This window comes from Citrobacter sp. A316 (genome assembly GCF_002042945.1).
GTDB lineage: Bacteria > Pseudomonadota > Gammaproteobacteria > Enterobacterales > Enterobacteriaceae > Citrobacter > Citrobacter portucalensis.
Genome location: NZ_MVFZ01000014.1, coordinates 35,273 through 60,842, shown reverse-complemented (window position 1 = coordinate 60,842; position 25,570 = coordinate 35,273). Strand labels below are relative to the sequence as shown.

The 25,570-nt window shown below is 52.4% G+C and carries 22 protein-coding genes; 8 read left to right on the top strand and 14 right to left on the bottom strand.

Features of this window, described 5'->3' with window-relative positions; genetic code table 11:
- Both lexA and BZK41_RS17235 read right to left on the bottom strand, forming a co-directional pair.
- Complete coding sequence (gene lexA, locus BZK41_RS17240) at positions 1–609, bottom strand: transcriptional repressor LexA (RefSeq protein ID WP_003826596.1); 609 nt, start codon at positions 607–609, stop codon at positions 1–3.
- Positions 610–718: 109 nt separating this feature from the next.
- Positions 719–1,087, bottom strand: coding sequence for a diacylglycerol kinase (locus BZK41_RS17235; protein ID WP_003826594.1), 369 nt, complete (start codon positions 1,085–1,087; stop codon positions 719–721).
- A 170-nt stretch (positions 1,088–1,257) separates the two neighbouring features.
- Between BZK41_RS17235 and plsB the strand changes: the two genes are divergently transcribed.
- Complete coding sequence (gene plsB / locus BZK41_RS17230) at positions 1,258–3,678, top strand: glycerol-3-phosphate 1-O-acyltransferase PlsB (protein WP_079938962.1); 2,421 nt, start codon at positions 1,258–1,260, stop codon at positions 3,676–3,678.
- A 55-nt stretch (positions 3,679–3,733) separates the two neighbouring features.
- Here the strand turns inward: plsB and ubiA are convergent, their stop codons facing one another.
- From ubiA to malK, 5 genes are all read right to left on the bottom strand, one after another.
- Positions 3,734–4,606, bottom strand: coding sequence for a 4-hydroxybenzoate octaprenyltransferase (gene ubiA / locus BZK41_RS17225; protein ID WP_003826589.1), 873 nt, complete (start codon positions 4,604–4,606; stop codon positions 3,734–3,736).
- Positions 4,607–4,619: 13 nt separating this feature from the next.
- Positions 4,620–5,117, bottom strand: coding sequence for a chorismate lyase (gene ubiC, locus BZK41_RS17220; RefSeq protein ID WP_003826587.1), 498 nt, complete (start codon positions 5,115–5,117; stop codon positions 4,620–4,622).
- Between the two features lie 180 nt (positions 5,118–5,297).
- On the bottom strand, positions 5,298–6,245 hold the full coding sequence (gene malM / locus BZK41_RS17215) for a maltose operon protein MalM (protein WP_079938961.1): 948 nt from the start codon (positions 6,243–6,245) through the stop codon (positions 5,298–5,300).
- A gap of 113 nt (positions 6,246–6,358) precedes the next feature.
- Positions 6,359–7,699: a maltoporin gene (locus tag BZK41_RS17210; protein ID WP_079938960.1), complete on the bottom strand. Its 1,341-nt coding sequence runs from the start codon at positions 7,697–7,699 to the stop codon at positions 6,359–6,361.
- A gap of 77 nt (positions 7,700–7,776) precedes the next feature.
- Positions 7,777–8,886, bottom strand: coding sequence for a maltose/maltodextrin ABC transporter ATP-binding protein MalK (malK, locus tag BZK41_RS17205; protein WP_048215134.1), 1,110 nt, complete (start codon positions 8,884–8,886; stop codon positions 7,777–7,779).
- Positions 8,887–9,246: 360 nt separating this feature from the next.
- On the opposite strand from malK, the gene malE reads away from it, so the two are divergent.
- From malE to nhaC, 5 genes are all read left to right on the top strand, one after another.
- The gene (gene malE / locus BZK41_RS17200; protein WP_057102302.1) at positions 9,247–10,437 is read left to right on the top strand and encodes a maltose/maltodextrin ABC transporter substrate-binding protein MalE; all 1,191 of its coding nucleotides are present in this window, start codon (positions 9,247–9,249) and stop codon (positions 10,435–10,437) included.
- A gap of 130 nt (positions 10,438–10,567) precedes the next feature.
- Positions 10,568–12,112 carry a maltose ABC transporter permease MalF gene (malF, locus tag BZK41_RS17195; protein ID WP_079938959.1) on the top strand — a complete coding sequence of 515 codons (1,545 nt, stop codon included), beginning with the start codon at positions 10,568–10,570 and terminating at the stop codon, positions 12,110–12,112.
- A gap of 156 nt (positions 12,113–12,268) precedes the next feature.
- Entirely contained in the window at positions 12,269–13,159 is an 891-nt protein-coding gene (malG, locus tag BZK41_RS17185) for a maltose ABC transporter permease MalG (RefSeq protein ID WP_079938957.1), read from the top strand.
- 302 nt (positions 13,160–13,461) lie between these two features.
- Complete coding sequence (locus BZK41_RS17180; protein ID WP_079939022.1) at positions 13,462–14,640, top strand: MalY/PatB family protein; 1,179 nt, start codon at positions 13,462–13,464, stop codon at positions 14,638–14,640.
- A complete protein-coding gene (gene nhaC / locus BZK41_RS17175; protein ID WP_043018068.1) occupies positions 14,633–16,084 on the top strand; it encodes a Na+/H+ antiporter NhaC in 1,452 nt (483 codons plus the stop codon). The genes BZK41_RS17180 and nhaC overlap by 8 nt, the downstream gene beginning before the upstream one ends.
- Before the next feature lie 75 nt (positions 16,085–16,159).
- On the opposite strand, the gene psiE is transcribed toward nhaC, so the two are convergent.
- Positions 16,160–16,570, bottom strand: coding sequence for a phosphate-starvation-inducible protein PsiE (gene psiE, locus BZK41_RS17170; protein ID WP_003031674.1), 411 nt, complete (start codon positions 16,568–16,570; stop codon positions 16,160–16,162).
- 138 nt (positions 16,571–16,708) lie between these two features.
- On the opposite strand from psiE, the gene BZK41_RS17165 reads away from it, so the two are divergent.
- On the top strand, positions 16,709–17,161 hold the full coding sequence (locus tag BZK41_RS17165; protein ID WP_079938956.1) for an acyltransferase: 453 nt from the start codon (positions 16,709–16,711) through the stop codon (positions 17,159–17,161).
- A gap of 17 nt (positions 17,162–17,178) precedes the next feature.
- On the opposite strand, the gene BZK41_RS17160 is transcribed toward BZK41_RS17165, so the two are convergent.
- The 5 genes from BZK41_RS17160 to pgi form a co-directional block, all read right to left on the bottom strand.
- Positions 17,179–19,275 (bottom strand): YjbH domain-containing protein, encoded by a 2,097-nt coding sequence (locus tag BZK41_RS17160; protein WP_079938955.1) that lies wholly within the window; start codon positions 19,273–19,275, stop codon positions 17,179–17,181.
- Positions 19,275–20,012, bottom strand: coding sequence for a capsule biosynthesis GfcC family protein (locus BZK41_RS17155; RefSeq protein WP_079938954.1), 738 nt, complete (start codon positions 20,010–20,012; stop codon positions 19,275–19,277). Before BZK41_RS17155 ends, BZK41_RS17160 begins: the two co-directional genes overlap by 1 nt.
- A complete protein-coding gene (locus BZK41_RS17150) occupies positions 20,009–20,647 on the bottom strand; it encodes a YjbF family lipoprotein (RefSeq protein ID WP_079938953.1) in 639 nt (212 codons plus the stop codon). The genes BZK41_RS17155 and BZK41_RS17150 overlap by 4 nt, the downstream gene beginning before the upstream one ends.
- A gap of 118 nt (positions 20,648–20,765) precedes the next feature.
- Positions 20,766–21,008, bottom strand: a complete 243-nt coding sequence (gene yjbE / locus BZK41_RS17145) for an exopolysaccharide production protein YjbE (protein WP_003826562.1) — start codon at positions 21,006–21,008, stop codon at positions 20,766–20,768.
- 416 nt (positions 21,009–21,424) lie between these two features.
- A complete protein-coding gene (pgi, locus tag BZK41_RS17140) occupies positions 21,425–23,074 on the bottom strand; it encodes a glucose-6-phosphate isomerase (RefSeq protein ID WP_079938952.1) in 1,650 nt (549 codons plus the stop codon).
- A 314-nt stretch (positions 23,075–23,388) separates the two neighbouring features.
- On the opposite strand from pgi, the gene lysC reads away from it, so the two are divergent.
- Positions 23,389–24,738 (top strand): lysine-sensitive aspartokinase 3, encoded by a 1,350-nt coding sequence (gene lysC, locus BZK41_RS17130; protein WP_079938951.1) that lies wholly within the window; start codon positions 23,389–23,391, stop codon positions 24,736–24,738.
- Between the two features lie 42 nt (positions 24,739–24,780).
- On the opposite strand, the gene BZK41_RS17125 is transcribed toward lysC, so the two are convergent.
- Positions 24,781–25,566 carry a nucleotidyltransferase domain-containing protein gene (locus BZK41_RS17125; RefSeq protein WP_079938950.1) on the bottom strand — a complete coding sequence of 262 codons (786 nt, stop codon included), beginning with the start codon at positions 25,564–25,566 and terminating at the stop codon, positions 24,781–24,783.
- Positions 25,567–25,570 lie beyond the last annotated feature (4 nt).

The following is a 25,570-nucleotide window of genomic DNA, read 5'->3' as shown; positions in this document are numbered from 1 at the left end:
TTACAGCCATTCACCGTTACGGATGACGCCTACTGCCAGCCCTTCAATAGTGAAGTTTTGTTCGCGCAGGTCGACAACGATGGGTTTGAATTCGCTGTTTTCTGGTAAGAGTTCAACCTTGTTGCCCTGCTTTTTCAGACGTTTAACCGTAACTTCGTCATCAATACGGGCAACAACAACCTGGCCGTTACGCACGTCCTGAGTTTTATGCACAGCGAGTAAATCACCGTCCATAATCCCGATATCTTTCATCGACATACCGCTAACGCGCAGCAGAAAATCGGCGTTCGGTTTAAACAGTGAAGGGTCGACCTGATAATGGCCTTCGATGTGCTGCTGCGCCAGAAGTGGCTCACCTGCCGCAACGCGACCGACAAGCGGTAACCCTTCTTCTTCTTCCTGCAGCAGTCGAATACCGCGCGATGCGCCGGATACAATTTCCAGTACACCTTTACGCGCCAGCGCTTTCAGATGTTCTTCAGCTGCGTTTGGGGAACGGAACCCCAAACGCTGCGCGATCTCCGCACGCGTCGGTGGCATACCTGTCTGGCTGATGTGATCTCTAATGAGATCAAACACCTCTTGTTGCCTGGCCGTTAACGCTTTCATTCCGCCCCCTGGGTGTATATACAGTTATGCTGTGAGTATATACAGCTAAAGGCGATTTTGGAACCGCAAACTGCACAAAAAACAGGAGATTTATGCAGTTGTGGAACCCTTATCGCAAATGCGACCACAACAGGATGCCCCAGGTGATCAGCGCGACAAAAATAGACAGCAATACCGCAGCCGACCCCATGTCCTTCGCCCGACCAGAAAGTTCGTGGTACTCAGAACCAATACGATCAACTACCGCTTCAATCGCACTGTTGAGGATTTCTACAATCATCACCAGCATCACGGAACCAATCAACAACACGCGGGTAATTGCATCAACATCCAGCCAGCAGGCGATGGCGACGCCCAGCAGGACGGCAACGCTTTCCTGACGGAATGCCGCCTCATTAATCCATGCGGCGCGAAAACCTTTCCAGGAATAACCTGCTGCTTTGATAATTCGGGTGAATCCAGTGGTATTATTAGCCATCAAAAAGAACCTTTTTACATTATTAGCGTCAATGTCATTGTAACGTTACCCCGTTTGTTCAGGGTGTGGAAAAGCAGCGCGAAGTATGACGGGATACCACAGAAATTCACTAAACTTTCTGATATCCTTGCAGCGCATTTGCATTATTAACCAGAGGCTTTACATCGTTTATGTCCGGCTGGCCACGAATTTACTACAAATTACTGAATTTACCATTAAGCGTCCTGGTAAAAAGCAAGTCTATTCCAGCAGAACCTGCTCCGGAATTGGGGCTCGATACTTCGCGTCCCATTATGTACGTCCTACCGTACAATTCGAAAGCAGACTTGCTGACGCTGCGTGCCCAATGTCTGGTGCACGATCTCCCCGATCCCCTGGAACCGCTGGAGATAGACGGAACTCTGTTGCCGCGCTACGTGTTTATTCACGGCGGCCCGCGCGTGTTCACCTATTACACGCCGAAAGAAGAGTCCATCAAGCTGTTTCATAACTACCTCGACTTGCATCGCAGCAATCCGGATCTGGATGTGCAGATGGTGCCGGTTTCGGTGATGTTTGGCCGTGCGCCAGGGCGTGAAAAAGGCGAGGCTAATCCGCCGCTGCGTATGCTGAACGGCGTTCAAAAATTCTTTGCGGTGTCCTGGCTGGGCCGCGACAGTTTTGTCCGCTTCTCCCCGTCAGTTTCTCTGCGTCGTATGGCGGATGAACACGGTACGGATAAGATCATCGCTCAGAAGCTGGCGCGCGTGGCACGTATGCACTTTGCTCGCCAGCGTCTGGCCGCAGTCGGCCCGCGCCTTCCTGCTCGCCAGGATCTGTTTAATAAGCTGTTAGCTTCAAAAGCGATCGCGCGAGCGGTAGAAGATGAAGCGCGCAGTAAAAAAATCTCCCACGAAAAAGCGCAGCAAAATGCCATTGCGCTGATGGAAGAGATTGCCGCCAACTTCTCCTACGAAATGATCCGTTTGACGGACCGTATTCTGGGCTTTACCTGGAACCGTCTGTATCAGGGGATTAACGTTCACAATGCTGAACGTGTACGCCAGTTGGCGCACGATGGGCATGAAATCGTGTATGTTCCGTGCCACCGCAGCCATATGGACTATATGCTGCTGTCGTACGTTCTGTACCACCAGGGTCTGGTGCCGCCGCACATCGCAGCCGGTATCAACCTGAACTTCTGGCCAGCGGGTCCGATTTTCCGCCGTCTGGGCGCGTTCTTTATCCGTCGTACTTTCAAGGGCAACAAGCTCTATTCCACCGTATTCCGCGAATACCTTGGCGAGCTGTTCAGCCGCGGTTACTCGGTTGAGTACTTTGTCGAAGGGGGCCGTTCACGTACCGGTCGTCTGCTCGACCCGAAAACCGGCACGCTGTCGATGACTATTCAGGCGATGCTGCGCGGTGGTACGCGTCCGATTACCCTCGTACCGATCTATATCGGCTATGAGCACGTAATGGAAGTGGGAACCTACGCCAAAGAGCTGCGTGGCGCGACGAAAGAAAAAGAGAGCCTGCCGCAAATGCTGCGTGGCTTAAGTAAGCTGCGTAACCTGGGTCAGGGCTACGTCAACTTTGGTGAACCAATGCCATTGATGACTTACCTCAACCAGCATGTGCCGGAGTGGCGTGAATCGATTGATCCTATCGAGTCTATCCGACCGGCCTGGCTGACGCCGACGGTGAATAACATTGCCGCCGATTTGATGGTTCGTATTAACAACGCAGGCGCGGCCAACGCTATGAACCTGTGCTGTACTGCGTTACTGGCTTCCCGCCAGCGCTCTCTGACCCGTGAACAGCTGACCGAGCAGCTTGACTGCTACCTGAGCCTGCTGCGCAACGTGCCGTATGCTGCGGATTCGACGGTGCCGGCACAGAGCGCCAGTGAACTGATCGACCACGCCTTGCAGATGAACAAGTTTGAGGTCGAGAAAGACACCATCGGTGACATCATTATTCTGCCGCGCGAGCAGGCGGTATTGATGACCTACTACCGCAACAACATCGCGCATATGCTGGTTCTGCCTTCGTTGATGGCAGCCATCGTGACTCAGCATCGTCGTATTTCACGCGCCGCGTTGCAACAGCATATCGACGCGCTGTACCCAATGTTAAAAGCGGAGCTGTTCTTACGTTGGGAGCGTGATGAGCTTGCTGGAGTGATTGACGAACTGGCGAGCGAAATGCAGCGCCAGGGACTCATCACCCTGACCGATGACGAACTGCATATCAATCCAGCCCGCTCCCGCACGCTACAGCTGCTGGCGGCAGGTGCTCGCGAGACGTTGCAGCGCTACGCCATTACCTTCTGGCTGCTGAGCGCGAACCCGTCCATCAACCGTGGCACACTGGAGAAAGAGAGCCGCACCGTGGCGCAACGCCTCTCCGTGCTGCACGGCATTAACGCACCGGAATTCTTCGATAAAGCCGTGTTCAGCTCTCTGGTGCTGACGCTGCGTGACGAGGGATTCATCAGCGATACCGGAGATGCCGAACCGGAAGAGACGATGAAGATCTATCAGATGCTGGCCGAACTGGTCACGTCAGATGTGCGTCTGACCATCGAGAGCGCCACTCAGGGCGAGTAAGCATAAAAAAACCGGTCACAATGACCGGTTTTTTATTTCGCAGGCTAAGCCAAAATCAAAAATGCCAGTAGCTCATTGCCAGCCCTAAGAACAGCACCAGACCGACGTAGTTATTGTTCATAAACGCTTTAAAGCAGGCATCACGTTCACGGTTAACGATCAGTTTCTGCTGATAGACAAACAGCGCGCCCGCCACCAGCAGAGACCAGTAATAGCCCAGTCCCAACCCGTTTAGCCAGCCCACCAGCGCCATCAGTACCAGCACGCCTACCTGCAAAATACCAATAATCAGCTTGTCGTTCTGGCCGAACAGGATCGCGGTCGATTTAATGCCGATCTTTAGGTCATCATCCCGGTCAACCATGGCGTACTGCGTGTCATAAGCCACCGCCCAGAGAATATTCGCAAGGAACATTAGCCAGCAGCTCAGCGGTACGGATTCACTCACGGCGGCGAACGCCATCGGGATCGACCAGCCAAACGCCGCCCCCAGCACCACCTGCGGCAGATGCGTATAGCGCTTCATAAACGGGTAAACCCACGCCAATGCTAATGCCGCAACGGATAACAAAATGGTCATCGTGTTAAGGGTCAAAACCAGCAGGAAGGCCAGCAGCACCAATACAACAAACAGTGTTCGGGCTTCTTTCTCGGTGACAGCCCCGCTCGGCAGCGGTCGATTCGCGGTGCGTTTGACGTGCCCGTCAAATTTCCTGTCGGCATAATCATTCACCACACATCCGGCGGCGCGCATTAACCATACGCCGGCAACAAAAACCGCCAGGATCCACAGTTGCGGCATGCCTGGGGTCGCCACCCACAGTGCCCACAGCGTAGGCCAGAGCAGCAGTAAGGCGCCGATTGGCTTATCCGTACGCATCAAGCGGTGAAACGCCAGCAGCTTATTCTGCGTCAGACTCCACTCCATCTTTATCTTCCTCTCAGTACAACGGCGATGCAGGCAAAAAAAGCTCGGTAAGCATCAGCGGCTTACCGCTCAGCCGCAGGCGGGAACGACGCCCCCACAGCGCTGCATCGCGGCCAATCTCAATAAAATCTCGGGTCAATGTCGATGACGTAAACAGGTAGCGTCCGAGCGGGGTTTTCCCCAGGTTCTGTAAGGCCAGTTCAGGGCCGCACAAGGTTGATTCAGGCACCACGGTCCGCCCGGCAAGCCAGGGTTCACCATCCGCGCATAACAGGATTTCACGTAACCAATAGCGAGACTCTTTAGGCAGCAGCGTCAGTTCTTCAGCCACCTCATTTTGCCCAACGAATTCTTCGCGAATCAACGTTACGGTGACCTTTTTCCCCTGCTGCTCAAAACGTTTGGTCATGGAATCTTCCAGTAACAACCAGTCGAGCAGTTGGGCGTCCAGCGCCGGGATCGCATCAAAATAACGCAGCGCACGCAGTTGCGTTAACGCAGGGTGTGGCATGCCTTACTCTCCGATTTATAACCTGAAGGCATTGTATCGCAGAAAAGGCATTACGGGGTGAGCAAACACGATTAAGTGATCGGTAGGGCAACATAAGTGTAACAATTAGCACCGAAGGATAAAAAAAGGTGCGCCAGGAGACGCACCAGTTGTTGCAAAATCAACAATGTGGGGAAATGTTTACCCCTTGCCTTTTACACTGCTGATAAAGGTGGATCGGGCAGATTTGGATCCCAGACGTTCCGCTTCATCAAGCAGCTTCAGCGCTTTATCAACATCGCCTTTCGCCACGGCATCCTTAATCGCCTGATTAAAATAACTTTCCGTGTCGTTCAGCATTGGCTCGCTTTTCTTCACGGGTTGTGGTGCCGGAGCGGCAACGGCTGCTGCCGGAGCCGCATAAGCCACTGCAGGCGCGGCGGTATTGCCAACCGTGACAGGGCCAGGGCCGGAGGAACCAAACAGCGGGCCGACAAGAACGCTGGAGGTGCTGTTCGTTTTCACCTGTAGCTTCACCAGACCATCGGTAGTATGACGGGCAATCGGGTCTGGAATATCCGGAACAGCGTTACCTACCCCCTTGGCGTAGGCTTTTGCCGGGTCAAGCAGGGTCGTGGTCTGCTGGAGATCGTTATCAGTGGTAAAGACCAGAACATAGAGTTTTTGCTGGCCCAGCGCTGGTGTTAAACGCATGACCCCTTCCAGACGATCGGCACTCATCACACCCGGAGCCTGATAGGTAAAGTAACTACTGGGAAAGAATGCAGATGGCGTCATATTCTGATCGAGAATTAAGACGTTTGGCGCAAATACGCTGGTTTGTTTGTTCACTTCACTGGACAGCGTCAGGGTCAGCTCGCCGATATTCGCCGGTACGCTATAGGCCGCTACAGGGCCGGAAATACCAGCAATATCCAGACGCTGGCCCGCTGTCGCAAGCTGTGTCGATTGGGTTTTGGATTGATCAACCGGCGTCCAGGTTAACTGTTGCAGCGCAGCGGTGGGAATAGCCGGGGCCGCGGTGGTGTTCTGCGGAACAATATTTACATCGGCCAGGCTGATGCCAGGCGCGCTGGCAAATAACCCTGCAGATAAACAAAGGGCAACGAGACTTTTCTTCATTTTCATTGTTATCACCTCAGATAGCATGGGTTCAGCGGTGGCCAGGCAATAGCGCGCTAAACCGTAATCAAGAGGGGCTTGCGCCCCTCTTTCGGTCTTTACGTCAGGTTAGTGCTGGATTACCACCAGATTTCCATCTGGGCACCGAAGGTCCATTCATCGCTGTCGCCACGGCCAAAGGAGCCGCCGTTAAAGCCGTCTTTAACTGCTTTACCGAAGTTCGCGTTATTAGATGGGTTACCGTTGTAGTCGTAGCCCCACTTCTCATCCCACTTAGCATAGGTTGCGAAGACGCGGATAGCCGGACGAGACCAGATGCTGTCGCCAGCCTGCCACTGTTGTGCCAGAGTAATTTTATACTGGTTGTTGGTATCGCCTGTTTCCTGGGATTTGACGTTGTCGTAGCCCACTTCCAACAAGGTGCTCATGATTGGCGTCCATTTGAACATTGGACGAACGCCCACGGTCCACCACTTGGTGCCGTTGTTGTTATCCCAGTCGATATCCTGGTACATACCGACGTACATCAGGTCCCAACGATCGCCCAGAGAGATTGCGCCGTGGTCGAGGATACGCAGCAGGCTGCCGTTATTGTTAATGTCGTAAGCAAAGTTGGAGTTGCTATCAATGCCCACGCCAGAGCCCTGAGACAAGCCTTTACCCTGAGAGGTCATGGAGTCGGTAGCGTACTGAACCACAAACTTGTTGTAGCCTTTCAGCATGCTTTGGGTGTGTTCAGCGGTGAACATCCAGCCATCTTTAGATGCGCCGTCAACCAGGCGATAATCATCGCGCGGGTTTGCACGACCGTAGTCAACGCCCAGTTCCAGCGTACCGCCTGGGTTAATTTCCATCTGCGCTAAACGAACGTCAAACACGTCGTTCGCGGTACGGGTGGTGTAATCATAAATGCTGTTGCTGGCGAAGGAGGAAGAACCGCCCGCTTCAGAAGAACGGGTTGCAGCCAGAGACAGTTTACCGAAGCCTACATCGATGTTTTCCAGACCCGCACCAGGACCTGAAATATCCCAGTAGTAGAAGTCGATCATGTGGACGTCATGACGCTGATAGAAACGTTTACCGGCCCAGATGGTGGAACCCGGCAGCCATTCAATCAGGTTTTTACCCTGCACGTTGGCTTCGCGGAAAGCAGGATCGGTCGCTTCCCAGTCATTTTGCTGTGCAACGGAATAGGCAACGTTAGTATCGAAGTAGAAGCTCTTATCGCCCTCTTTCCACACTTCCTGACCTAATTTAATTTCCGCATAGGTTTCACATTCGTTACCAAGACGGTATTTACTTTGTGCACCTGTTGCCTGGAAACACTGTTGTTCACCGCCGCTACCTGTCCAGCCAATGCCGGAACGAGCATAACCATGGAAATCCACAGCCATTGCCTGAACAGACATAATGCCTGCTGCTACAGCAACCGCCAGAGGGAGTTTGCGCAGAGTAATCATCGTTCTATCTCCTGAGATCATTGCTTTTCTTTGAACGCTTCACCTTGACGGATTTGCGTTTTTTTTAATGGGACACCTTAAACGCCCGGCTCTTGGTGCAACCGACGACATGCAGTGCCATCCTCACGGAACAGATGGCAACGCTCTGGCGGCAGGCCGATAGCGAATGTGGCACCCTCTTCTACCAACACCACGTCGTTCTGGCGGTAAACCAGGTTTTGACGGATGGCGGGGATCTGGATATGAATTTGTGTTTCGTGACCAAGCTGCTCGACCACCTGCACTTCACCTTCGAGGGTGACATCGGCGATATCGCTGGGCAGCAGATGTTCCGGGCGGATACCTAAAGACATGTTGGCGCCAACCTGTACCGCATGGCTGTCTACCGGGAGCCATATTTGCTGGCGGTTGGGCAGTTCAACCTGCACCTGATCGATAGCCGTTGCCGTGACTTTCACCGGCAGGAAGTTCATCTTCGGGGAACCAATGAAGCCCGCCACAAAGCGGTCAGCCGGGTAGTGATACAGCTCCAGAGGCTTACCAACCTGCGCTACGCGACCGGCATCCAGCACCACAATTTTGTCGGCCAGCGTCATCGCTTCGACCTGATCGTGGGTGACGTAAATCATCGTGCGGCCAAGACGTTTATGCAGGCGGGAGATTTCAATGCGCATCTGCACGCGCAGAGCGGCGTCGAGGTTTGAAAGCGGTTCATCCAGCAGGAAAACGCGCGGTTCGGCGACCAGCGTTCGGCCAATCGCCACACGCTGACGTTGTCCGCCGGAAAGCGCTTTTGGTTTACGCTCCAGCAGGTGCGCCAGTTGCAGAACTTCCGCAACCTGATTCACGCGCTGGTTCATCACCTCTTTTTTCGCCCCGGCCAGTTTGAGGCCGAACGACATGTTTTCCGCGACGGACAAATGGGGATACAACGCGTAGGACTGAAAGACCATGCCCACACCGCGTTCGGCGGGCGGAATGTCGTTCATCCGGGTCTCCCCGATAAACAGGTCACCACTGGTGATGGTTTCAAGTCCGGCGATCATACGCAGCAAGGTCGACTTACCGCAGCCTGACGGTCCGACAAACACCACGAATTCCCCTTCGTGAATGTCGAGATTGATATCTTTCGATACCACCACGTCACCCCAGGCTTTCGTTACATTTCGTAGCTGTACGCTCGCCATGCCCTTCTCCCTTCGTTACAACCTGTCATCGACAGCAACATTCATGATGGGCTGACTATGCGCGATCCCTTGACTGTGTGAATCCTCCACCCCCCGGCTTTTTTATGGGGGAGGAGGCGGGAGGATGAGAGAGCAGCGTCTGAGACCCGGGCCGTACGCAGCGGAGGAATTTCGTGATGCAGCCTGCAAAAATCAGTGGGTTTTTATGTGCGCCAGTGCGCAATACTCACATTTATGTAACACAGATCACATAAAGAGCGGGTGGGGCGTAGGGGTAAGGAGGATGGAAAGAGGTTGTCGTATAAAGAAACTAGTAACCGTTAAGCCACCTCTGCAAAATCACCAAACAGGATGGGAACTATGAAAATCAAAACTGGCGCACGCATCCTCGCATTGTCTGCATTAACGACGATGATGTTTTCCGCCTCGGCTCTCGCCAAGATTGAAGAAGGTAAGCTGGTTATCTGGATTAACGGCGACAAAGGCTATAACGGCCTCGCTGAAGTGGGCAAAAAATTCGAGAAAGACACCGGTATCAAAGTCACTATTGAGCATCCGGACAAACTGGAAGAGAAATTCCCACAGGTTGCCGCGACCGGCGACGGCCCGGACATCATCTTCTGGGCACATGACCGCTTTGGCGGCTACGCTCAGTCTGGCCTGCTGGCTGAAATCACGCCTGATAAAGCGTTCCAGGACAAACTCTACCCGTTCACCTGGGATGCCGTACGCTATAACGGCAAACTGATTGCCTACCCGATCGCGGTTGAAGCGCTGTCGCTGATTTACAACAAAGACCTCGTTCCAAACCCACCGAAGACCTGGGAAGAAATTCCTGCGCTGGATAAAGAGCTGAAGGCGAAAGGTAAATCCGCGCTGATGTTTAACCTGCAAGAACCGTACTTCACCTGGCCGCTGATTGCTGCCGACGGTGGTTACGCGTTCAAGTTTGAGAACGGTAAGTACGATGTGAAAGACGTGGGCGTGGATAACGCTGGCGCGAAAGCGGGTCTGACCTTCCTGGTTGATCTGATCAAGAACAAACACATGAACGCGGATACCGACTACTCCATCGCCGAAGCGGCCTTTAACAAAGGCGATACCGCGATGACCATTAACGGTCCGTGGGCGTGGTCCAACATCGACAAGAGCAAAATCAACTACGGCGTCACGCTGCTGCCAACCTTCAAAGGCAAAGCGTCTAAACCGTTTGTTGGCGTTCTGAGCGCCGGTATCAACGCCGCCAGCCCGAACAAAGAACTGGCGAAAGAGTTCCTCGAAAACTACCTGCTGACCGATCAGGGTCTGGATGAAGTGAACAAGGATAAACCGCTGGGCGCCGTTGCGCTGAAATCCTTCCAGGAGCAGTTAGCGAAAGATCCACGTATCGCCGCCACCATGGATAACGCCCAGAAAGGCGAAATCATGCCGAACATCCCGCAGATGTCCGCATTCTGGTATGCCGTTCGTACCGCAGTGATCAACGCAGCCAGCGGCCGTCAGACCGTCGATGCCGCGCTGAAAGACGCGCAGGGTCGTATCACCAAGTAATGCAGTTGTGAACGTGCCGGATGGCGGCATAAATGCCTTATCCGGCCTACATACCCTGTAGGCCTGATAAGCGCAGCGCCATCAGGCATGCTGACCAACAGGTTTTCATTGTTGTTGAGGATTGAACCCCATGGATGTCATTAAAAAGAAACACTGGTGGCAAAGCGACACGCTGAAATGGTCAGTGATGGGTCTGCTTGGGCTGCTGGTCGGTTACCTTGTTGTTTTGATGTACGCTCAGGGGGAGTACCTGTTTGCCATCATGACGCTGATTTTAAGCTCTGCTGGCCTGTATATTTTCGCTAACCGTAAAGCCTATGCCTGGCGCTATGTTTACCCTGGCGTTGCCGGTATGGGGCTGTTTGTCCTTTTTCCGCTGATTTGTACTATCGCGATTGCCTTTACCAACTACAGCAGCACCAACCAGTTAACCTTTGAACGTGCTCAGGAAGTCCTGATGGATCGTTCTTATCAGGCAGGTAAAACCTACAACTTTGGCCTGTATCCGGCGGGTGATGAGTGGCAACTGGCCCTCACCGACGGTGAAACTGGCAAGAATTATCTCTCCGACACCTTTAAATTTGGCGGCGAGCAGAAACTGCAACTGAAAGAAGCCGAGGCGCTGCCGGCGGGCGAACGTGCAACGCTGCGTATCATCACGCAGAATCGACAGGCGCTTACCCAACTGACCGCCATCCTGCCGGATGAAAGCAAAGTTACCATGAGTTCGCTACGCCAGTTTTCCGGCACACAGCCACTCTATACGCTCGCGGATGACGGTACGCTCACCAACAGCCAGAGCGGTGTAAAATACCGCGCCAACAACGATATTGGCTATTATCAGGCGATTAACGCTGACGGTAGCTGGGGCAGCGAAAAACTCAGCCCAGGCTATACCGTTACCATTGGCTGGGATAACTTCACTCGCGTGTTTACCGACGAAGGTATCCAGAAACCGTTCTTCGCCATCTTCGTCTGGACGGTGGTCTTCTCGGTACTGACCGTTATTTTGACCGTTGCCGTGGGTATGGTGCTGGCCTGTCTCGTACAGTGGGAATCTCTTAAAGGCAAAGCGATTTACCGTGTGCTGCTGATTCTGCCGTATGCCGTACCGTCGTTTATCTCGATTCTGATTTTCAAAGGGCTGTTCAACCAGAGCTTTGGTGAAATCAACATGATGCTGAGCGCTCTGTTTGGCATCAAACCGGCCTGGTTCAGCGATCCAACCACCGCGCGTTCGATGATTATTATCGTCAACACCTGGCTGGGCTATCCGTACATGATGATCCTGTGCATGGGTCTGCTGAAAGCGATCCCTGACGACCTGTATGAAGCCTCGGCGATGGATGGCGCAGGCCCGTTCCAGAACTTCTTTAAGATTACGCTACCGCTGCTGATTAAGCCGCTGACGCCGCTGATGATCGCCAGCTTCGCCTTTAACTTTAACAACTTCGTGCTGATCCAGCTGTTGACCAACGGTGGCCCGGACCGTCTTGGCACCACCACTCCAGCAGGCTATACCGATCTGCTCGTGAGCTACACCTACCGTATCGCCTTTGAAGGCGGCGGTGGTCAGGACTTCGGTCTGGCAGCAGCAATTGCCACACTGATCTTCCTGCTGGTCGGCGCTCTGGCGATTGTGAACCTGAAAGCCACACGTATGAAGTTTGATTAATTGGAATAACCAGGCGTCATTGGCGCGGGCAGTTTGAGCTCGGCCAGCGCGGAAGAACCGGAGCGTACACGTAGTACGTGAGGATTCTGAGCACTGCCCGAGTTCAAAATGGCAAGCAAAATAGCCTGGAGCGGTATCAAGGGGAGTAAAAATATTATGGCTATGGTTCAACCCAAATCTCAGAAGTTACGTTTATTCGCAACGCACTTAGGGTTGCTGATTTTTATCGCAGCAATCATGTTCCCGCTGCTGATGGTTATCGCTATCTCGCTGCGCGAAGGTAACTTTGCCACCGGCAGCCTGATCCCGGAAAACATCTCCTGGGAACACTGGAAACTGGCGCTGGGCTTTAGTGTTGAGCACGCGGATGGCCGCGTGACGCCACCGCCGTTCCCGGTACTGTTATGGCTGTGGAACTCGGTGAAAGTGGCCAGCATTACCGCGATCGGTATCGTGACGCTTTCCACCACCTGTGCTTACGCCTTTGCCCGTATGCGTTTCCCGGGCAAAGCAACCCTGCTGAAAGGGATGCTGATTTTCCAGATGTTCCCGGCGGTGCTGTCTCTGGTCGCGCTGTATGCCTTGTTTGACCGCCTGGGCCAGTACATTCCGTTTATTGGTCTGAACACACACGGTGGCGTGATCTTCGCTTATCTCGGCGGTATCGCGCTGCATGTGTGGACGATTAAGGGCTATTTCGAAACCATCGACGGTTCGCTGGAAGAAGCGGCCGCGCTGGATGGCGCTACGCCGTGGCAGGCATTCCGCCTGGTGCTGCTGCCGCTTTCCGTACCAATTCTGGCGGTCGTGTTTATTCTGTCTTTCATTGCCGCTATTACCGAAGTACCGGTCGCGTCACTGCTGCTGCGTGATGTGGACAGCTATACCCTTGCGGTAGGTATGCAGCAGTACCTCAATCCACAGAACTATTTGTGGGGCGACTTTGCCGCCGCAGCTGTACTTTCCGCCATTCCGATCACTCTGGTGTTCCTGCTGGCACAGCGCTGGCTGGTCAACGGGCTGACAGCGGGCGGTGTGAAAGGTTAAGTTTTACCGAAGTACCTGCCCGGCAACGGGCAATGCCACTGCAACCCTCAACTTATGTTATCCCAACCTGTGACTGTTATTCGGCGCTCTACGGAGCGCCCTTTTTTTATGTAAATTCCATACGCTTATGCGATGTAAAACGTTTACACTCACTGGATTATTTTTATTGACAGATAGTTAACATCTTTGTGATAAGCATCACATATGCAAATTTTCATAATGACGAAAACAAAATACAGAATAACAGTTCCACTCGTGAAATATTACATTACCCTAACGATAAAATCGGGCGGGTAACAAATATGAAAGTTTATAATTTTGATAAGGTTATTTCACGCGACGAAACTTATAGCGCCAAATATAATAACAAGAGACGGGACATCATCCCTCTATCTGTAGCTGATATGGATATCCCCGTAGCTGATTTTATAATTTCTGAATTATCAGCCGCAAACCAGAAAGGTATCTACGGTTATACATTATTAAGTGATGACTGGCAGCAGGTTACGGCGCAGTGGTACCAACGCCATTATACCTGGACGGTTAATCCTGAACACATTGTTTTTTGCCCACGTGTGGTACAAGCCGTCTCATTATATATCCAAAATTTTACCCAGCCGGGAGATGCCATTGTCAGCCTGGCACCGGCCTATCACCCTATTAGTCATGCAGTTGAAGTCAACCATAGAGTATTGCTGGAAAGTGCGTTGCTTTATCGTGACCGCCACTATGAAATAGACTTTGCAGATCTCGAAGAAAAATTTAAAATAGCTTGTTGTTTCATTCTAATATCTCCGCATAATCCAACCGGAACAATCTGGTCAGAACATAATTTAAGAAAAATAGCATTATTAGCAGAAAAATATAATATTTTTATTATTTCTGATGATGTTCATGCCGATTTCAATTTTAATAATAAAAAACATCAAACCATTTCTTCGATAAGCTCATACGTTGCACAAAACTCATTTATTTGTACATCTCCAGCAAAAACATTCAATATGGCCGGTCTTGAAATCGCCAATATTGTTATTGCTAATGATAAGTACCGAGAAAAGTTTAAATCAGCACTTATTGCAGCAGGTATTCATAATCCTGGTTATTTCTCTGTTCCTGCATTTCTCTCCGCATACCGGCATGGCGATTCTTGGTTAGCAGCACTAAAAGATTATCTGGACGAAAACAGGAGATGGGTTCAATCATTCTGCCAGGCTCACTTTCCAGACTGGGTTGTCGCCTCTGGTGGTGGAACTTACATGTTGTGGATCGACTACCGAGCGATGAACATCAGCGAAGAGCAACTACGTCATTGGTTTGTCTCGCTCGCAGGTGTTGAGATGAGTTGGGGATCAGATTTTGGCGATGAAGGACTTGGTTTTTTCCGTGTGAACATCGCCACGCCGAGAACCATTCTTACACAAGCATTTGAACGGATTTATCAGAGCATACCCTTCACTACAGGAGTTTCCCTCCATGAATAATAACAATACTCCAAGAACACCAACTCTGGTGGAATCATTGTTACCAATACTAGCGATGGTTCTATTGCTGGGAGTTGGCTATGCAGCTTTCGATCTGCCACCTGAGCCATTAATGGTTCTTTCAACCGTCATTGCTGCGCTGTTAGTTAAGCGGTTGGGGTACGGCTACAATGCAATCCTTGAATCAATATCGCAGAAAATCGCCAAAACAATGCCTGCTCTGCTAATTTTGATCAGCGTGGGTCTCCTGATTGGGACATGGATGATAGGCGGTACTATTCCGCTGATGATTTATTACGGCCTTAATCTGATAAATCCTTCAATGATCTATGTGACGGCACTGCTCGTTACTGCCGTCGTCTCTGTATGCACAGGGACATCCTGGGGATCGGCAGGCACCGTCGGTGTAGCGTTTATGGGTGTGGCCATCGGAATGGAGGCTAATCTGGCAGCAACTGCTGGCGCTATTGTGGCGGGAGCTTATTTCGGGGACAAACTGTCTCCCCTTTCTGGCGACACTAACCTGGCCGCGATGGCAGCCCAGATAGATCTCTATGAACACATCGCTCATTTACTTTACACAACCCTTCCTTCATTGATTCTGTCAGCCGTTGTTATGACCCTCTATGGAATGAATGGCGATCTCGGCGGCTCAACCGTTCCCGACAAAGTTCAGCTAATTACAGAAGGATTAAAGGGAATTTATCATTTTAATTTGTTGTTATTGCTACCCATTGCCATTGTCCTGTACGGTTCGATTACCAAGAAACCAACTATTCCAATTATGCTTGTTTCGGCACTGGTAGCCATGATCAACGCCAGCGTCATTCAGGGTTTCGCACTACACGACATTGTAAAAAGTGCAGTAGACGGATTTAACGTTTCAATGCTTACCGATAAAGATGTTAATCCGCTATTAGGTAATTTGCTTAACCGCGGTGGCATGAACTCGATGATGAGTACGTTGCTTATTTGTTTCTGCGCCCTTTCATTCGCGGGAACATTGGCCTTGAGCGGCGCTTTAGAAGTCATCGTCCATAATCTGCTCAAATTAGTTCATTCCACAGGAACCATGATTCTTGCGACTATTGCCTGTGGTTTAACAATGATTAGCGTGACCTGTAATGGTCAGATCTCAATCCTGATCCCGATTGAAATGTTACGAAGTGCTTATATTGAGCGCGGTCTACACCCAAAAAATCTGGCGAGGACTGTAGAAGACTCTGCCACCATATTTGAACCGATTCTGCCCTGGACTGCCGCGGGTGCCTACATGGCTGGTACGCTTGGTGTTGCTACATTAAGCTATCTTCCGTGGGCTATTCTCTGCTGGAGTGGCATTTTCTTTGCGACGCTATGGGGTTTCACTGGATTTGGCATCGCTCGCCTGTCCAAAGAAAAGCAGCAACAGCTCATGATGGAAACCGTAAATGAAAGCAAATAGAATCGGCCTGATTAAGATATTCGCCAGTAATTAACCACATCTACACGCCGCAGCCCGATTGCGGCGTGTTGTCTGTTACTCTCGCTTCAGCCGTTTAGAATTACACAGCCACAGGGTGATCACCAGCAGCAGGATCGCCGCGGAATAGATCAGCACATCCATCGGCGCTTTATGATCGACGATGATCAACCGCACAATCGCGGTGATCCCAATATAGACAAAATAGCGCAACGGAAAGTGAAACCCTGACTGAAAGTACTTCACAATCAGCGCGATAAATTCAAAGTAGAGGAAGTAAACCACCAGCCCTTCCACCAGCTCATACTTGCTGGTTTGTTCCGGCGCGAACAGCACATCTGCCAGATGCAGCGTTTCTTTCCCGAGGAATACAACCAGGATCAGACCCAGACTCAGCAGCCCCAGATTCAACACGGTCTGTAAGATGGTGGAGATAAACTCCACGCGCGGACGAGATAGCGACGTCATAACAGCACCTCTTACTCAGTGACAGGGTTCCTGTATAACGCAAAAATGTGACAGAGATCTACATTTTTTGTTTATGTTTTGTGCAAGAAAGGTCAGTGGGGAATGATGAATGTCACGACACATTTCACAGGATGAAGTATGCAGCTAAGACAATCCGCTGTCCGCAACGTTACCTGCGGTGAGAACGTGGTGATTTATGAACCCGCCAATCTCTACGACTGCACATTGGGTGACAACGTTTTTGTCGGACCATTTGTTGAAATCCAGGGCAATACGCAGATTGGTGCAGACAGCAAAATTCAGTCGCACACCTTCATCTGCGAATATGTCACCCTCGGAGCCCGCTGTTTTATCGGTCATGGCGTGATGTTCGCCAACGATATGTTTCGCGAAGGAAAACCCAACGCCGACCGCAACAGTTGGGGAAGAATTATCATTGGCGACGATGTTTCGATCGGCAGTGGCGCGACCATTCTGGCGGTCACTATTTGCGATGGCGCGGTCATCGGCGCAGGGAGCGTGGTGACTAAATCGATCACCGAGAAAGGCGTGTATGCGGGAAACCCGGCAAAATTATTGCGTCGCATATAACTTGCCGGTTAGCTCGATTAACGGAAATTCACGCTGCGATCGCTGGTCATGTCGTACAGACCAAACTTACGTCCAAGCTGCTGGCCGCCATCACGCGTTAGCGGCGTCCAGCCAATCGCCGCGCGGCTGCGGGTCGGACCTGACGAGAACAGGTCCAGTGGCACGGAAACGTATACCCCTTTGGTAAAATCACCCTCTCCGTACTCATCCGGCGAGGCGTCAGTGATGGTCGCATAGCCGCCTACCACCACACCGCTGTCAAAGCGTTTCGCCACTTCCAGCGTTCCGCCCTTATCCCCCGCCAGATACTGACCCACGCTGGCTTTCACCAGTACATCCTGGGCGAATGAAGGATTCCAGTAAGCCGTCAAATGCCCGGTCTTCACGCTGTAGTCGGTGAATTTCATCATGTCCTGCGCGCTACGCCAGTCACGCTGTTTCACGTAGTTGGCATCAACACCAAACGCCCAGTTGCTGTCCAGCGGACGATACAGCACTTCCACCCCCGCTCCGCCGTACATGGTTTCCAGATAGCCACCGTAAACCTGTCCGTAGAACCCGTTTCCGAGTGACTGGAAGTAGTTGGCCTGCAGGTTATTCACGTAGACATCGTTTTGCACATACTCGCGCACGTGGGTACGCACTCGTGGTAAATGCGAATCCTGCGGCGGGTTGGTGTAGTTAAATTTGTCATAGTTATTGGCGAGGTTGGCGAACAAACTCCCGGTGGTCAGCAGGTGATCGGTAACCCACCAATCCGCCGTTCCCATCACGCCCAACTGATACATATAGAAGTTTTCCGGGCCGCCCACGGACTGGTTAAGCACCGGATCAATGTGGAAATCGAAGCGTGACTTATCGATATACCAACCCTGCTCGGTCGTTTTCGGCACCACGGGCTCAACGCGTTTTTGCGCCAGCTGGGTTTCATGGCCCAACGGTTCGCCTTCCAGATGGCGCTTGAGGCTGGAAACCTCCGTTTCGGTCGTCACCTGCGGTAAGTTAAGACGATTTTCCGTAATACGGATCGTGCGGATCCCGTCGGGAAGATCGTTCATCACGATCCGGTTGGCACGTCCGATCCCTTCGCGCGAATCACGGTATTTCACCTGTTCACCGGTCACATACAGCGTATCTCCCTGCACCTGAATTTTAGGATCGGCCAGTCCGGCGTTATATTTCAGCAGCGTTAGCTGATTCGCCACCACCGAGTGTTGCAGGATGGCATCCTGCGGCTGTGGCTGGTATTTCGGGCGGGCATTGTCGTTATAGTTTGGCCGCAGATCGTTGAAGTTAGTCCGCAGCGTGACCCCAAACATAAAGGTGTTCCCGCGCTCATAGCTGAGGTTAACGTCGGCCCAATCGGTGACGCGATAAATAGCGCCGACGTTAAACTTGCTCTTCTGATCCAGCTTGCCCGCAAAATCCTGCTGGTAATTGTTTCCCTCATACTCCAGTTTCAGACGCAACGGCTGCCAGGGCGTCTGATATTCGACGCCACCAAAAAGCGATGCCGGGCCGTGGAACATCTGGCTGCCGTCAATAGAACCGGCCTGCTTGTAGCTGTTATCGCGATAGCAGAATTTATCGCTGTATGAGCAAAACGGATTGCTGACGTTGCCGCTGGTACCGAGATATCCCCAACCCAGACCAAGCGAGAAATCAAACGGTCCCCAGGCTTTATTCGCCACAATATACTCCGCATCGAACAGGCCAGTCCCGCCAATATCTCGTGCGCCAACAGCCACCTGTGGCATCCAGTAGCTCTCTTCCCACAGCCGCAGTTTGAGATCAAAAGCTTTATCCTTGTAAGTCTGATCGCCAGAAAACGACTCCACGCTACTGTATTGTTTGGTACGCACATCGGTGTAGCGCAGCGTGGTTTCCAGCCACGGGAAGAGCTGCACTGACGCAGAGTAGTAGCGGTACTGATCGTTATCGCGGTAGTTGAGGCTCATTTCGCCCTCGCGCGCCATGCGTGCGGTTGGGGTTTGCAGCAGCCCCACGCCACCAAAATCGGACTGGGAAGGCCCAATGGGCGCGGGCCAGGTTTCACCATGGCAGGCAACGCTTACGCCCAGCGCCAGTAAGCTGAGCAGGTAAGTTTTTCTCATTATTCGGGTATCCGCTGGGTCAGGGTGCGAAGAATGTCGGCATTGATTTCATCCGGGGTGCTGCTCCAGACAGCATCAGAGAGTCCGACATAAATGATGCTGCCGGGCATCGGCTCAACGTGACGTTTGTTCCAGTAAGCGACCGGTACTTTTTGCGTGCGCCCGTCGGGATAGATAACCCAGGCGAAGCTACGATCCGCACCGCTGAGCCGACTTTGTCCATCGAGATAACTGGCAACATCACGCCCGGGCATAAACGGTTGTTTACCCGGATGGCTTAGCAGGCCAAACAGCGTGATATGCGTTGGCTGCGCTCCGACCCATAGCGTGTAATTGCCCTGCAACGGCGGGTTGCCTCGCTCGCTAACGCGCACAACATCCGGGTCAAGATTAATCATCTGCCTTCCGGTCACCTTCAACGCCTGAATTTGCTGGCGTAATGCGTTGATAGCGGCAGCATCGTCACCGCTTTCTTCGGCCCCCAGCGTCGCCAGGCGAGCCAGTAACGCCTGCTGCTGACGTTCCGCCTCCGTCGTCGCCCGCTCTTCGCTGATAACCGCGCCTGGCCACCAGCTATTGCTCAACCGCGGCTGTCCGACCAGGTCGAGCAGGTGTTCGGCCCCGGTCAGCGTTTTTGGCTCTTCGCTGGCGGAGGTAAAGACCTTAACGCTGCCCGCAGCAAAAACAGACGCAGCGCTCAGGCTCAACAGCAGCGCCATAACGGCTCGTTTGATCATGATTTTGCCGCCTTAATCAGCGTGGTTTTCACCGGGAAGTAATGCGCGCCAAGATACTGTACCGACTGGCGAATCTGCCCTTCACTGTCGATCCAGTAGCGGTTATGCCAGCGCGTTTGATCGGTGGTTACCTCTTCATCGAGGATCCGTACCGGCGTGTCATCGTTGCCGACCTTGATGGTGTCTGCGCCATCCCATGTGAAAACCGAGCGTGCGGTGGCATAGCGTACCTGCTGATGCTCGGTCCAGCCCATCGTGCGGGTCCATGTTGCGCCATCAACTATCTGATTGGGTTTGATGAGTGGGTCTGCCGCCAGATTATTCACCTCGATTAGGTTATCCCCGCCGAGATGCGTTTTCACAATGCGCCCATGCTGCGTGACGAGAATAGCCCGATCCTGAGTCACCCATTTCTGCTGTCCGTTTTCCGCAAATGCGAGTACCACAAACAACTGGGGGCCGCCGTTTAGCTGCATATACTGGCTGGCGTAGGGCATATTTTGGATTTCATCGTCCGTCATCTGTACGCCGGGAGTACCAAACACGCTATCCCACAGCGAATGCCCCAACCCTTCGGTGGTGGCTGAGCACGCCTGCAGTAACAGGCAAACCATTATGAGCGCTGGTCGCTTCACGACGTTTCTCCGCATTATTGCCGGGTGGCGCAACGCTTACCCGGCCTACAAATCCCACAGACTTTTGGCAATTCAAAATAACCACACCGAAGTGTGGTTAGAATTAAACGTACCTTTATTACTGGGTACTGGTGGTTGTGGTGGTTGTGGTTCCGGTATTAGAACCATCGCCGCCACCGGTCGCCGCCAGGGCAACCCCCACCGCAGAACTTACGGTGCTCACGCTGGTTGCGGAGGAACTTCCTGCCGAAACCGACGCGGCAGCCGACCCTGCAGCCTCACCCACCTGAACGGGGGCGGCATAGACAGAAGTCGCCGCAAGCGCAGATATAGCCCACAGGCCATACAGAACTTTTTTCATCACAAATTCCCTTCATTGTATGAATGGAGATTTACCCAAAAGAATTTCGGGCGAGATCGAGTATACACAAGCCAAAGTGTGCAAATTACGCCACGCGGGAATTTAGGATAATTAGATAATGAAAGTATAAATATTTAAAAAATACAACAAATACAAATAAATCAATAAATTAAAATATAAAAATTTAAATGCAATATCCGGTAAATCCGAAAACATCAGAAATTAAACAACATTAAGAAAATTATTTTAGGATTAAACTCAATTAAGGTGTGAAGATAAAACGTAGATATCCTGTAGCATTCTTATAAAAAAAGCCGATATTAATATCGGCTTTTTATTTCATTAATGCCGGATGCGGCTAAACGCCTTATCCGGCCTACAAGTGTGTGCCTGTAGGCCTGATAAGCGTAGCGCCATCAGCCACGCCAGGACTTATAACGGTTAATCAAACCGTTGGTGGAACTGTCGTGGCTGCTCACTTCAGAACCATCTTTCAGCTCTGGCAGAATGCGGTTTGCCAGCTGTTTGCCCAGCTCAACGCCCCACTGGTCAAAGGTGAAGATGTTCAGGATAGCGCCCTGAGTGAAGATTTTGTGTTCGTACAGTGCAATCAGCGCACCCAGGCTGAACGGCGTGATTTCGCGCAGCAGGATGGAGTTCGTTGGACGGTTACCTTCGAACACTTTGAACGGCACAACGTGGTCCAGCGTTGCCGGATCTTTACCCTGGTCGCGGTATTCCTGCTCAACCACTTCACGAGATTTACCGAATGCCAGCGCTTCGGTTTGCGCGAAGAAGTTAGACAGCAGTTTCGGATGGTGATCCGACAGCGGGTTGTGGGTGATTGCCGGCGCGATGAAATCGCACGGAACCATTTTGGTGCCCTGGTGAATCAGCTGGTAGAACGCATGCTGGCCGTTAGTACCCGGCTCACCCCAGATGATTGGGCCTGTCTGGTAATCCACCGCATTGCCGTTACGGTCAACATATTTACCGTTGGATTCCATGTTGCCCTGCTGGAAGTAAGCCGCGAAACGGTGCATATACTGGTCATAAGGCAGAATCGCTTCGGTTTCGGCACCGAAGAAGTTGTTGTACCAGATACCGATCAGCGCCAGCAGCACCGGCAGGTTTTTCTCAGCCGGAGTGGTGGAGAAGTGTTTGTCCATCGCATGCGCGCCGGAGAGCAGCTCAACAAAGTTATCGAAGCCCACGGACAGGATGATGGACAGACCGATTGCAGACCACAGGGAGTAACGACCGCCAACCCAGTCCCAGAACTCGAACATATTGGCAGTATCAATACCGAACTCGCCAACCGCTTTACCGTTAGTGGAGAGCGCAGCGAAGTGTTTGGCAACGTGCTTGTTGTCGCCTGCGGTCGCCAGGAACCAGTCGCGCGCGCTGTGGGCGTTGGTCATGGTTTCCTGGGTAGTGAAGGTTTTGGAAGCGACTAGGAACAGCGTGGTTTCCGGGTTCACTTTTTTCAGCACTTCGGCAATGTGCGTACCATCGACGTTAGACACAAAGTGCATGTTCAGGTGATTTTTATACGGACGCAGCGCTTCGGTCACCATGAACGGGCCAAGGTCAGAACCGCCGATACCGATGTTTACTACATCAGTGATGGCTTTACCTGTATAGCCTTTCCAGCTTCCGGAGATGATCGCTTCAGAGAAAGATTTCATCTTCTCCAGCACTGCGTTCACTTCCGGCATGACATCTTTGCCATCAACAATGATTGGCGTATTGCTACGGTTGCGCAGCGCCACGTGCAGCACGGCACGGTCTTCAGTGCGGTTGATTTTCTCACCGGAGAACATGGACTTGATGGCGCCTGCCAAATCGGTTTCTTTCGCCAGATCCTGCAGTTTAGCCAGCGTCTCTTCAGTGATGCGGTTTTTGGAGAAATCCACCAGCATCAAATCGTCAAACGTCGCGGAAAACTTAGTGAAACGATCGCTATCTTTCGCGAAAAGATCCGCGATAGTAACGTCTTTCATTTCTTCAAAGTGTTTTTGTAGTGCCTGCCAGGCTGAGGTCTGCGTTGGATTGATGTTTTTCATTAGCAATACTCTTCTGATTTTGAGAATTGTGACTGAGATCGATTGTAACGCCAGTCACAGAAAAGTGTGATTGTTTTAATGCCATTGCCAGGGCATCCGCCAAACGTGGCTAAAAAGTATAGCGGTTATCAGCGTTGTTATTAGTACCGTTACTCAACGCAGTTGCAGCATGAAAAATCCGCATAATCCCAGCGTTGACAGTGCAAGCTACACATTTTATTTATAAATACGGTATTTGCATTTGCGCCTGCACCGGTTTCTGTTCTGCCTTATGTGCCATGGTCGCTCTATTCATTCCCTGACACGAGGTAGTTATGACTGATGTAGTTGTCTCCAAGTTTGGCGGTACCAGCGTGGCGGATTTTGATGCCATGAATCGCAGCGCTGATGTAGTGCTTTCTGATGCTAACGTCCGTGTAGTGGTACTTTCCGCTTCTGCGGGGATCACCAACCTGCTGGTCGCACTGGCTGAAGGGCTGGAGCCAACCGCGCGCTTCGAAAAACTCGACGCCATTCGTCAAACTCAGTTCAATATTCTGGAGCGCCTGCGTTATCCAAACGTGATCCGTGAAGAGATCGAACGTCTGCTGGAAAACATCACCACGCTGGCTGAGGCGGCGTCACTGGCGACCTCAACCGCGCTGACCGACGAACTGGTCAGCCACGGTGAACTGATGTCTACCCTGCTGTTCGTCGAGATCCTGCGTGAACGCAACGTGCAGGCGCAGTGGTTTGACGTACGTAAAGTGATGCGCACCAACGATCGTTTTGGCCGCGCAGAACCCGATGTCGTGGCGCTGGCCGAACTGGCAACGCTCCAGTTAGCCCCGCGTCTGAGCGAAGGTCTGGTGATTACTCAGGGCTTTATCGGCAGTGAAGGCAAAGGCCGCACCACCACGCTGGGGCGCGGCGGGAGCGATTATACGGCTGCCCTGCTGGCCGAAGCGCTGCACGCCACGCGCGTCGATATCTGGACCGATGTTCCCGGCATTTACACGACCGATCCGCGCGTTGTTCCGGCGGCGCAGCGTATTGATGAAATCGCCTTTGAAGAGGCCGCAGAAATGGCGACCTTCGGCGCAAAAGTGTTGCACCCGGCAACGTTGTTACCTGCCGTACGTAGCGATATCCCGGTGTTTGTTGGCTCCAGTAAGGATCCAAAAGCAGGCGGTACGCTGGTATGCAATAAAACCGCGAATCCACCGCTGTTCCGGGCGCTGGCACTGCGCCGTAAGCAAACGCTGCTAACGCTGCATAGCCTGAATATGCTGCACTCTCGCGGCTTTTTAGCGGAAGTGTTCGGCATCCTGGCGCGCCACAATATCTCGGTAGATTTGATTACCACATCCGAAGTCAGCGTGGCGCTGACGCTGGATACTACAGGCTCCACCTCCACCGGCGATACACTGTTAACACAGTCTCTGCTGATGGAACTGTCTGCCCTGTGTCGGGTTGAAGTGGAAGAAGGCCTGGCGCTGGTGGCACTGATTGGCAACGACCTGTCCAAAGCCTGTGGCGTGGGTAAAGAGGTGTTCGGCGTACTGGAACCGTTCAATATCCGCATGATTTGCTACGGCGCATCCAGCCATAACCTGTGCTTCCTGGTGCCCGGTACTGAAGCCGAACAAGTGGTACAGAAGCTGCACCATAATTTGTTTGAGTGAGTAGATTCCAACGCCCGATGGCTCTTGTACCATCGGGCATTTTCACCGCATCACCGTTTCATATAACAATCTGTCCAGCTCCCTGACATCGCCTTCCCGGCAATCCGGTAACGTCGGCGGAATCTCTCCTCTTTCCAGTTCGGCGCGGATAAACGCATGCAACAGTGGACGTCGCGGGCCGTATTCCGCTTCACCTGCACACTGCTTGCGTTCCAGCAGTTCATCAATTTCCTGACGCAACGGCGCATCCAGTTCACTTCCCGCCAGCAGGTCGGCAAAACGCATTGGCGGCACGCCTTTCCCCGCTTCCACCCAACGCACCGCCAGCAGCGGCCGAATGACGTAAAAGTACTTTTTCAATCGCACGTCGTCACCTTGCAGATAGCCACGGAAGTTTTTTCGCGCCATCGAGTAGTAGTGCCAGCGGGCACGTAGCGGGGAAAACCATTTGGGCACCAACGCTTTCAGCGCCGACACGGTCACTTCATCCTGCCGATAGACCACTGGCGAGTCCAGCCACTCGATAAGCGTAGGGTTCGCGCCTTTCAGTAACCCCAGCGCCTTGCGCCATTCCCAGCCACACACGTCCAGCTCATCATCTATCGGCAACTCGATAACATCTCGTGGCGCTTCGACCCGCAGATACCACTCAGGCGGATGAACATAGAGAAATCGCACGTCGTAGTCGCTGTCCGGCGAGGCAAATCCCCAGCCACGGCTGCCGGATTCACAGGCATACAGCACCCTGACTTCATAGCGCTGCTCAACCTCTTTTAGCTGGCGCAATACCCTTTCACGCATCGCGCCGTCCACTGTGTTGTAGCTCATTATT

What these genes read in the sequence shown, in the direction of transcription:
- BZK41_RS17160 (WP_079938955.1), bottom strand. Translation starts at nt 19,275, where the DNA reads ATGAGAAAAACTTACCTGCTCAGCTTACTGGCGCTGGGCGTAAGCGTT.
- BZK41_RS17155 (WP_079938954.1), bottom strand. Translation starts at nt 20,012, where the DNA reads ATGATCAAACGAGCCGTTATGGCGCTGCTGTTGAGCCTGAGCGCTGCG.
- BZK41_RS17180 (WP_079939022.1), top strand. Translation starts at nt 13,462, where the DNA reads ATGAAAGTTTATAATTTTGATAAGGTTATTTCACGCGACGAAACTTAT.
- BZK41_RS17235 (WP_003826594.1), bottom strand. Translation starts at nt 1,087, where the DNA reads ATGGCTAATAATACCACTGGATTCACCCGAATTATCAAAGCAGCAGGT.
- ubiA (WP_003826589.1), bottom strand. Translation starts at nt 4,606, where the DNA reads ATGGAGTGGAGTCTGACGCAGAATAAGCTGCTGGCGTTTCACCGCTTG.
- lexA (WP_003826596.1), bottom strand. Translation starts at nt 609, where the DNA reads ATGAAAGCGTTAACGGCCAGGCAACAAGAGGTGTTTGATCTCATTAGA.
- malE (WP_057102302.1), top strand. Translation starts at nt 9,247, where the DNA reads ATGAAAATCAAAACTGGCGCACGCATCCTCGCATTGTCTGCATTAACG.
- ubiC (WP_003826587.1), bottom strand. Translation starts at nt 5,117, where the DNA reads ATGCCACACCCTGCGTTAACGCAACTGCGTGCGCTGCGTTATTTTGAT.
- lysC (WP_079938951.1), top strand. Translation starts at nt 23,389, where the DNA reads ATGACTGATGTAGTTGTCTCCAAGTTTGGCGGTACCAGCGTGGCGGAT.
- pgi (WP_079938952.1), bottom strand. Translation starts at nt 23,074, where the DNA reads ATGAAAAACATCAATCCAACGCAGACCTCAGCCTGGCAGGCACTACAA.
- BZK41_RS17165 (WP_079938956.1), top strand. Translation starts at nt 16,709, where the DNA reads ATGCAGCTAAGACAATCCGCTGTCCGCAACGTTACCTGCGGTGAGAAC.
- plsB (WP_079938962.1), top strand. Translation starts at nt 1,258, where the DNA reads ATGTCCGGCTGGCCACGAATTTACTACAAATTACTGAATTTACCATTA.
- BZK41_RS17125 (WP_079938950.1), bottom strand. Translation starts at nt 25,566, where the DNA reads ATGAGCTACAACACAGTGGACGGCGCGATGCGTGAAAGGGTATTGCGC.
- yjbE (WP_003826562.1), bottom strand. Translation starts at nt 21,008, where the DNA reads ATGAAAAAAGTTCTGTATGGCCTGTGGGCTATATCTGCGCTTGCGGCG.
- malK (WP_048215134.1), bottom strand. Translation starts at nt 8,886, where the DNA reads ATGGCGAGCGTACAGCTACGAAATGTAACGAAAGCCTGGGGTGACGTG.
- nhaC (WP_043018068.1), top strand. Translation starts at nt 14,633, where the DNA reads ATGAATAATAACAATACTCCAAGAACACCAACTCTGGTGGAATCATTG.
- malM (WP_079938961.1), bottom strand. Translation starts at nt 6,245, where the DNA reads ATGAAAATGAAGAAAAGTCTCGTTGCCCTTTGTTTATCTGCAGGGTTA.
- BZK41_RS17210 (WP_079938960.1), bottom strand. Translation starts at nt 7,699, where the DNA reads ATGATTACTCTGCGCAAACTCCCTCTGGCGGTTGCTGTAGCAGCAGGC.
- psiE (WP_003031674.1), bottom strand. Translation starts at nt 16,570, where the DNA reads ATGACGTCGCTATCTCGTCCGCGCGTGGAGTTTATCTCCACCATCTTA.
- malG (WP_079938957.1), top strand. Translation starts at nt 12,269, where the DNA reads ATGGCTATGGTTCAACCCAAATCTCAGAAGTTACGTTTATTCGCAACG.
- malF (WP_079938959.1), top strand. Translation starts at nt 10,568, where the DNA reads ATGGATGTCATTAAAAAGAAACACTGGTGGCAAAGCGACACGCTGAAA.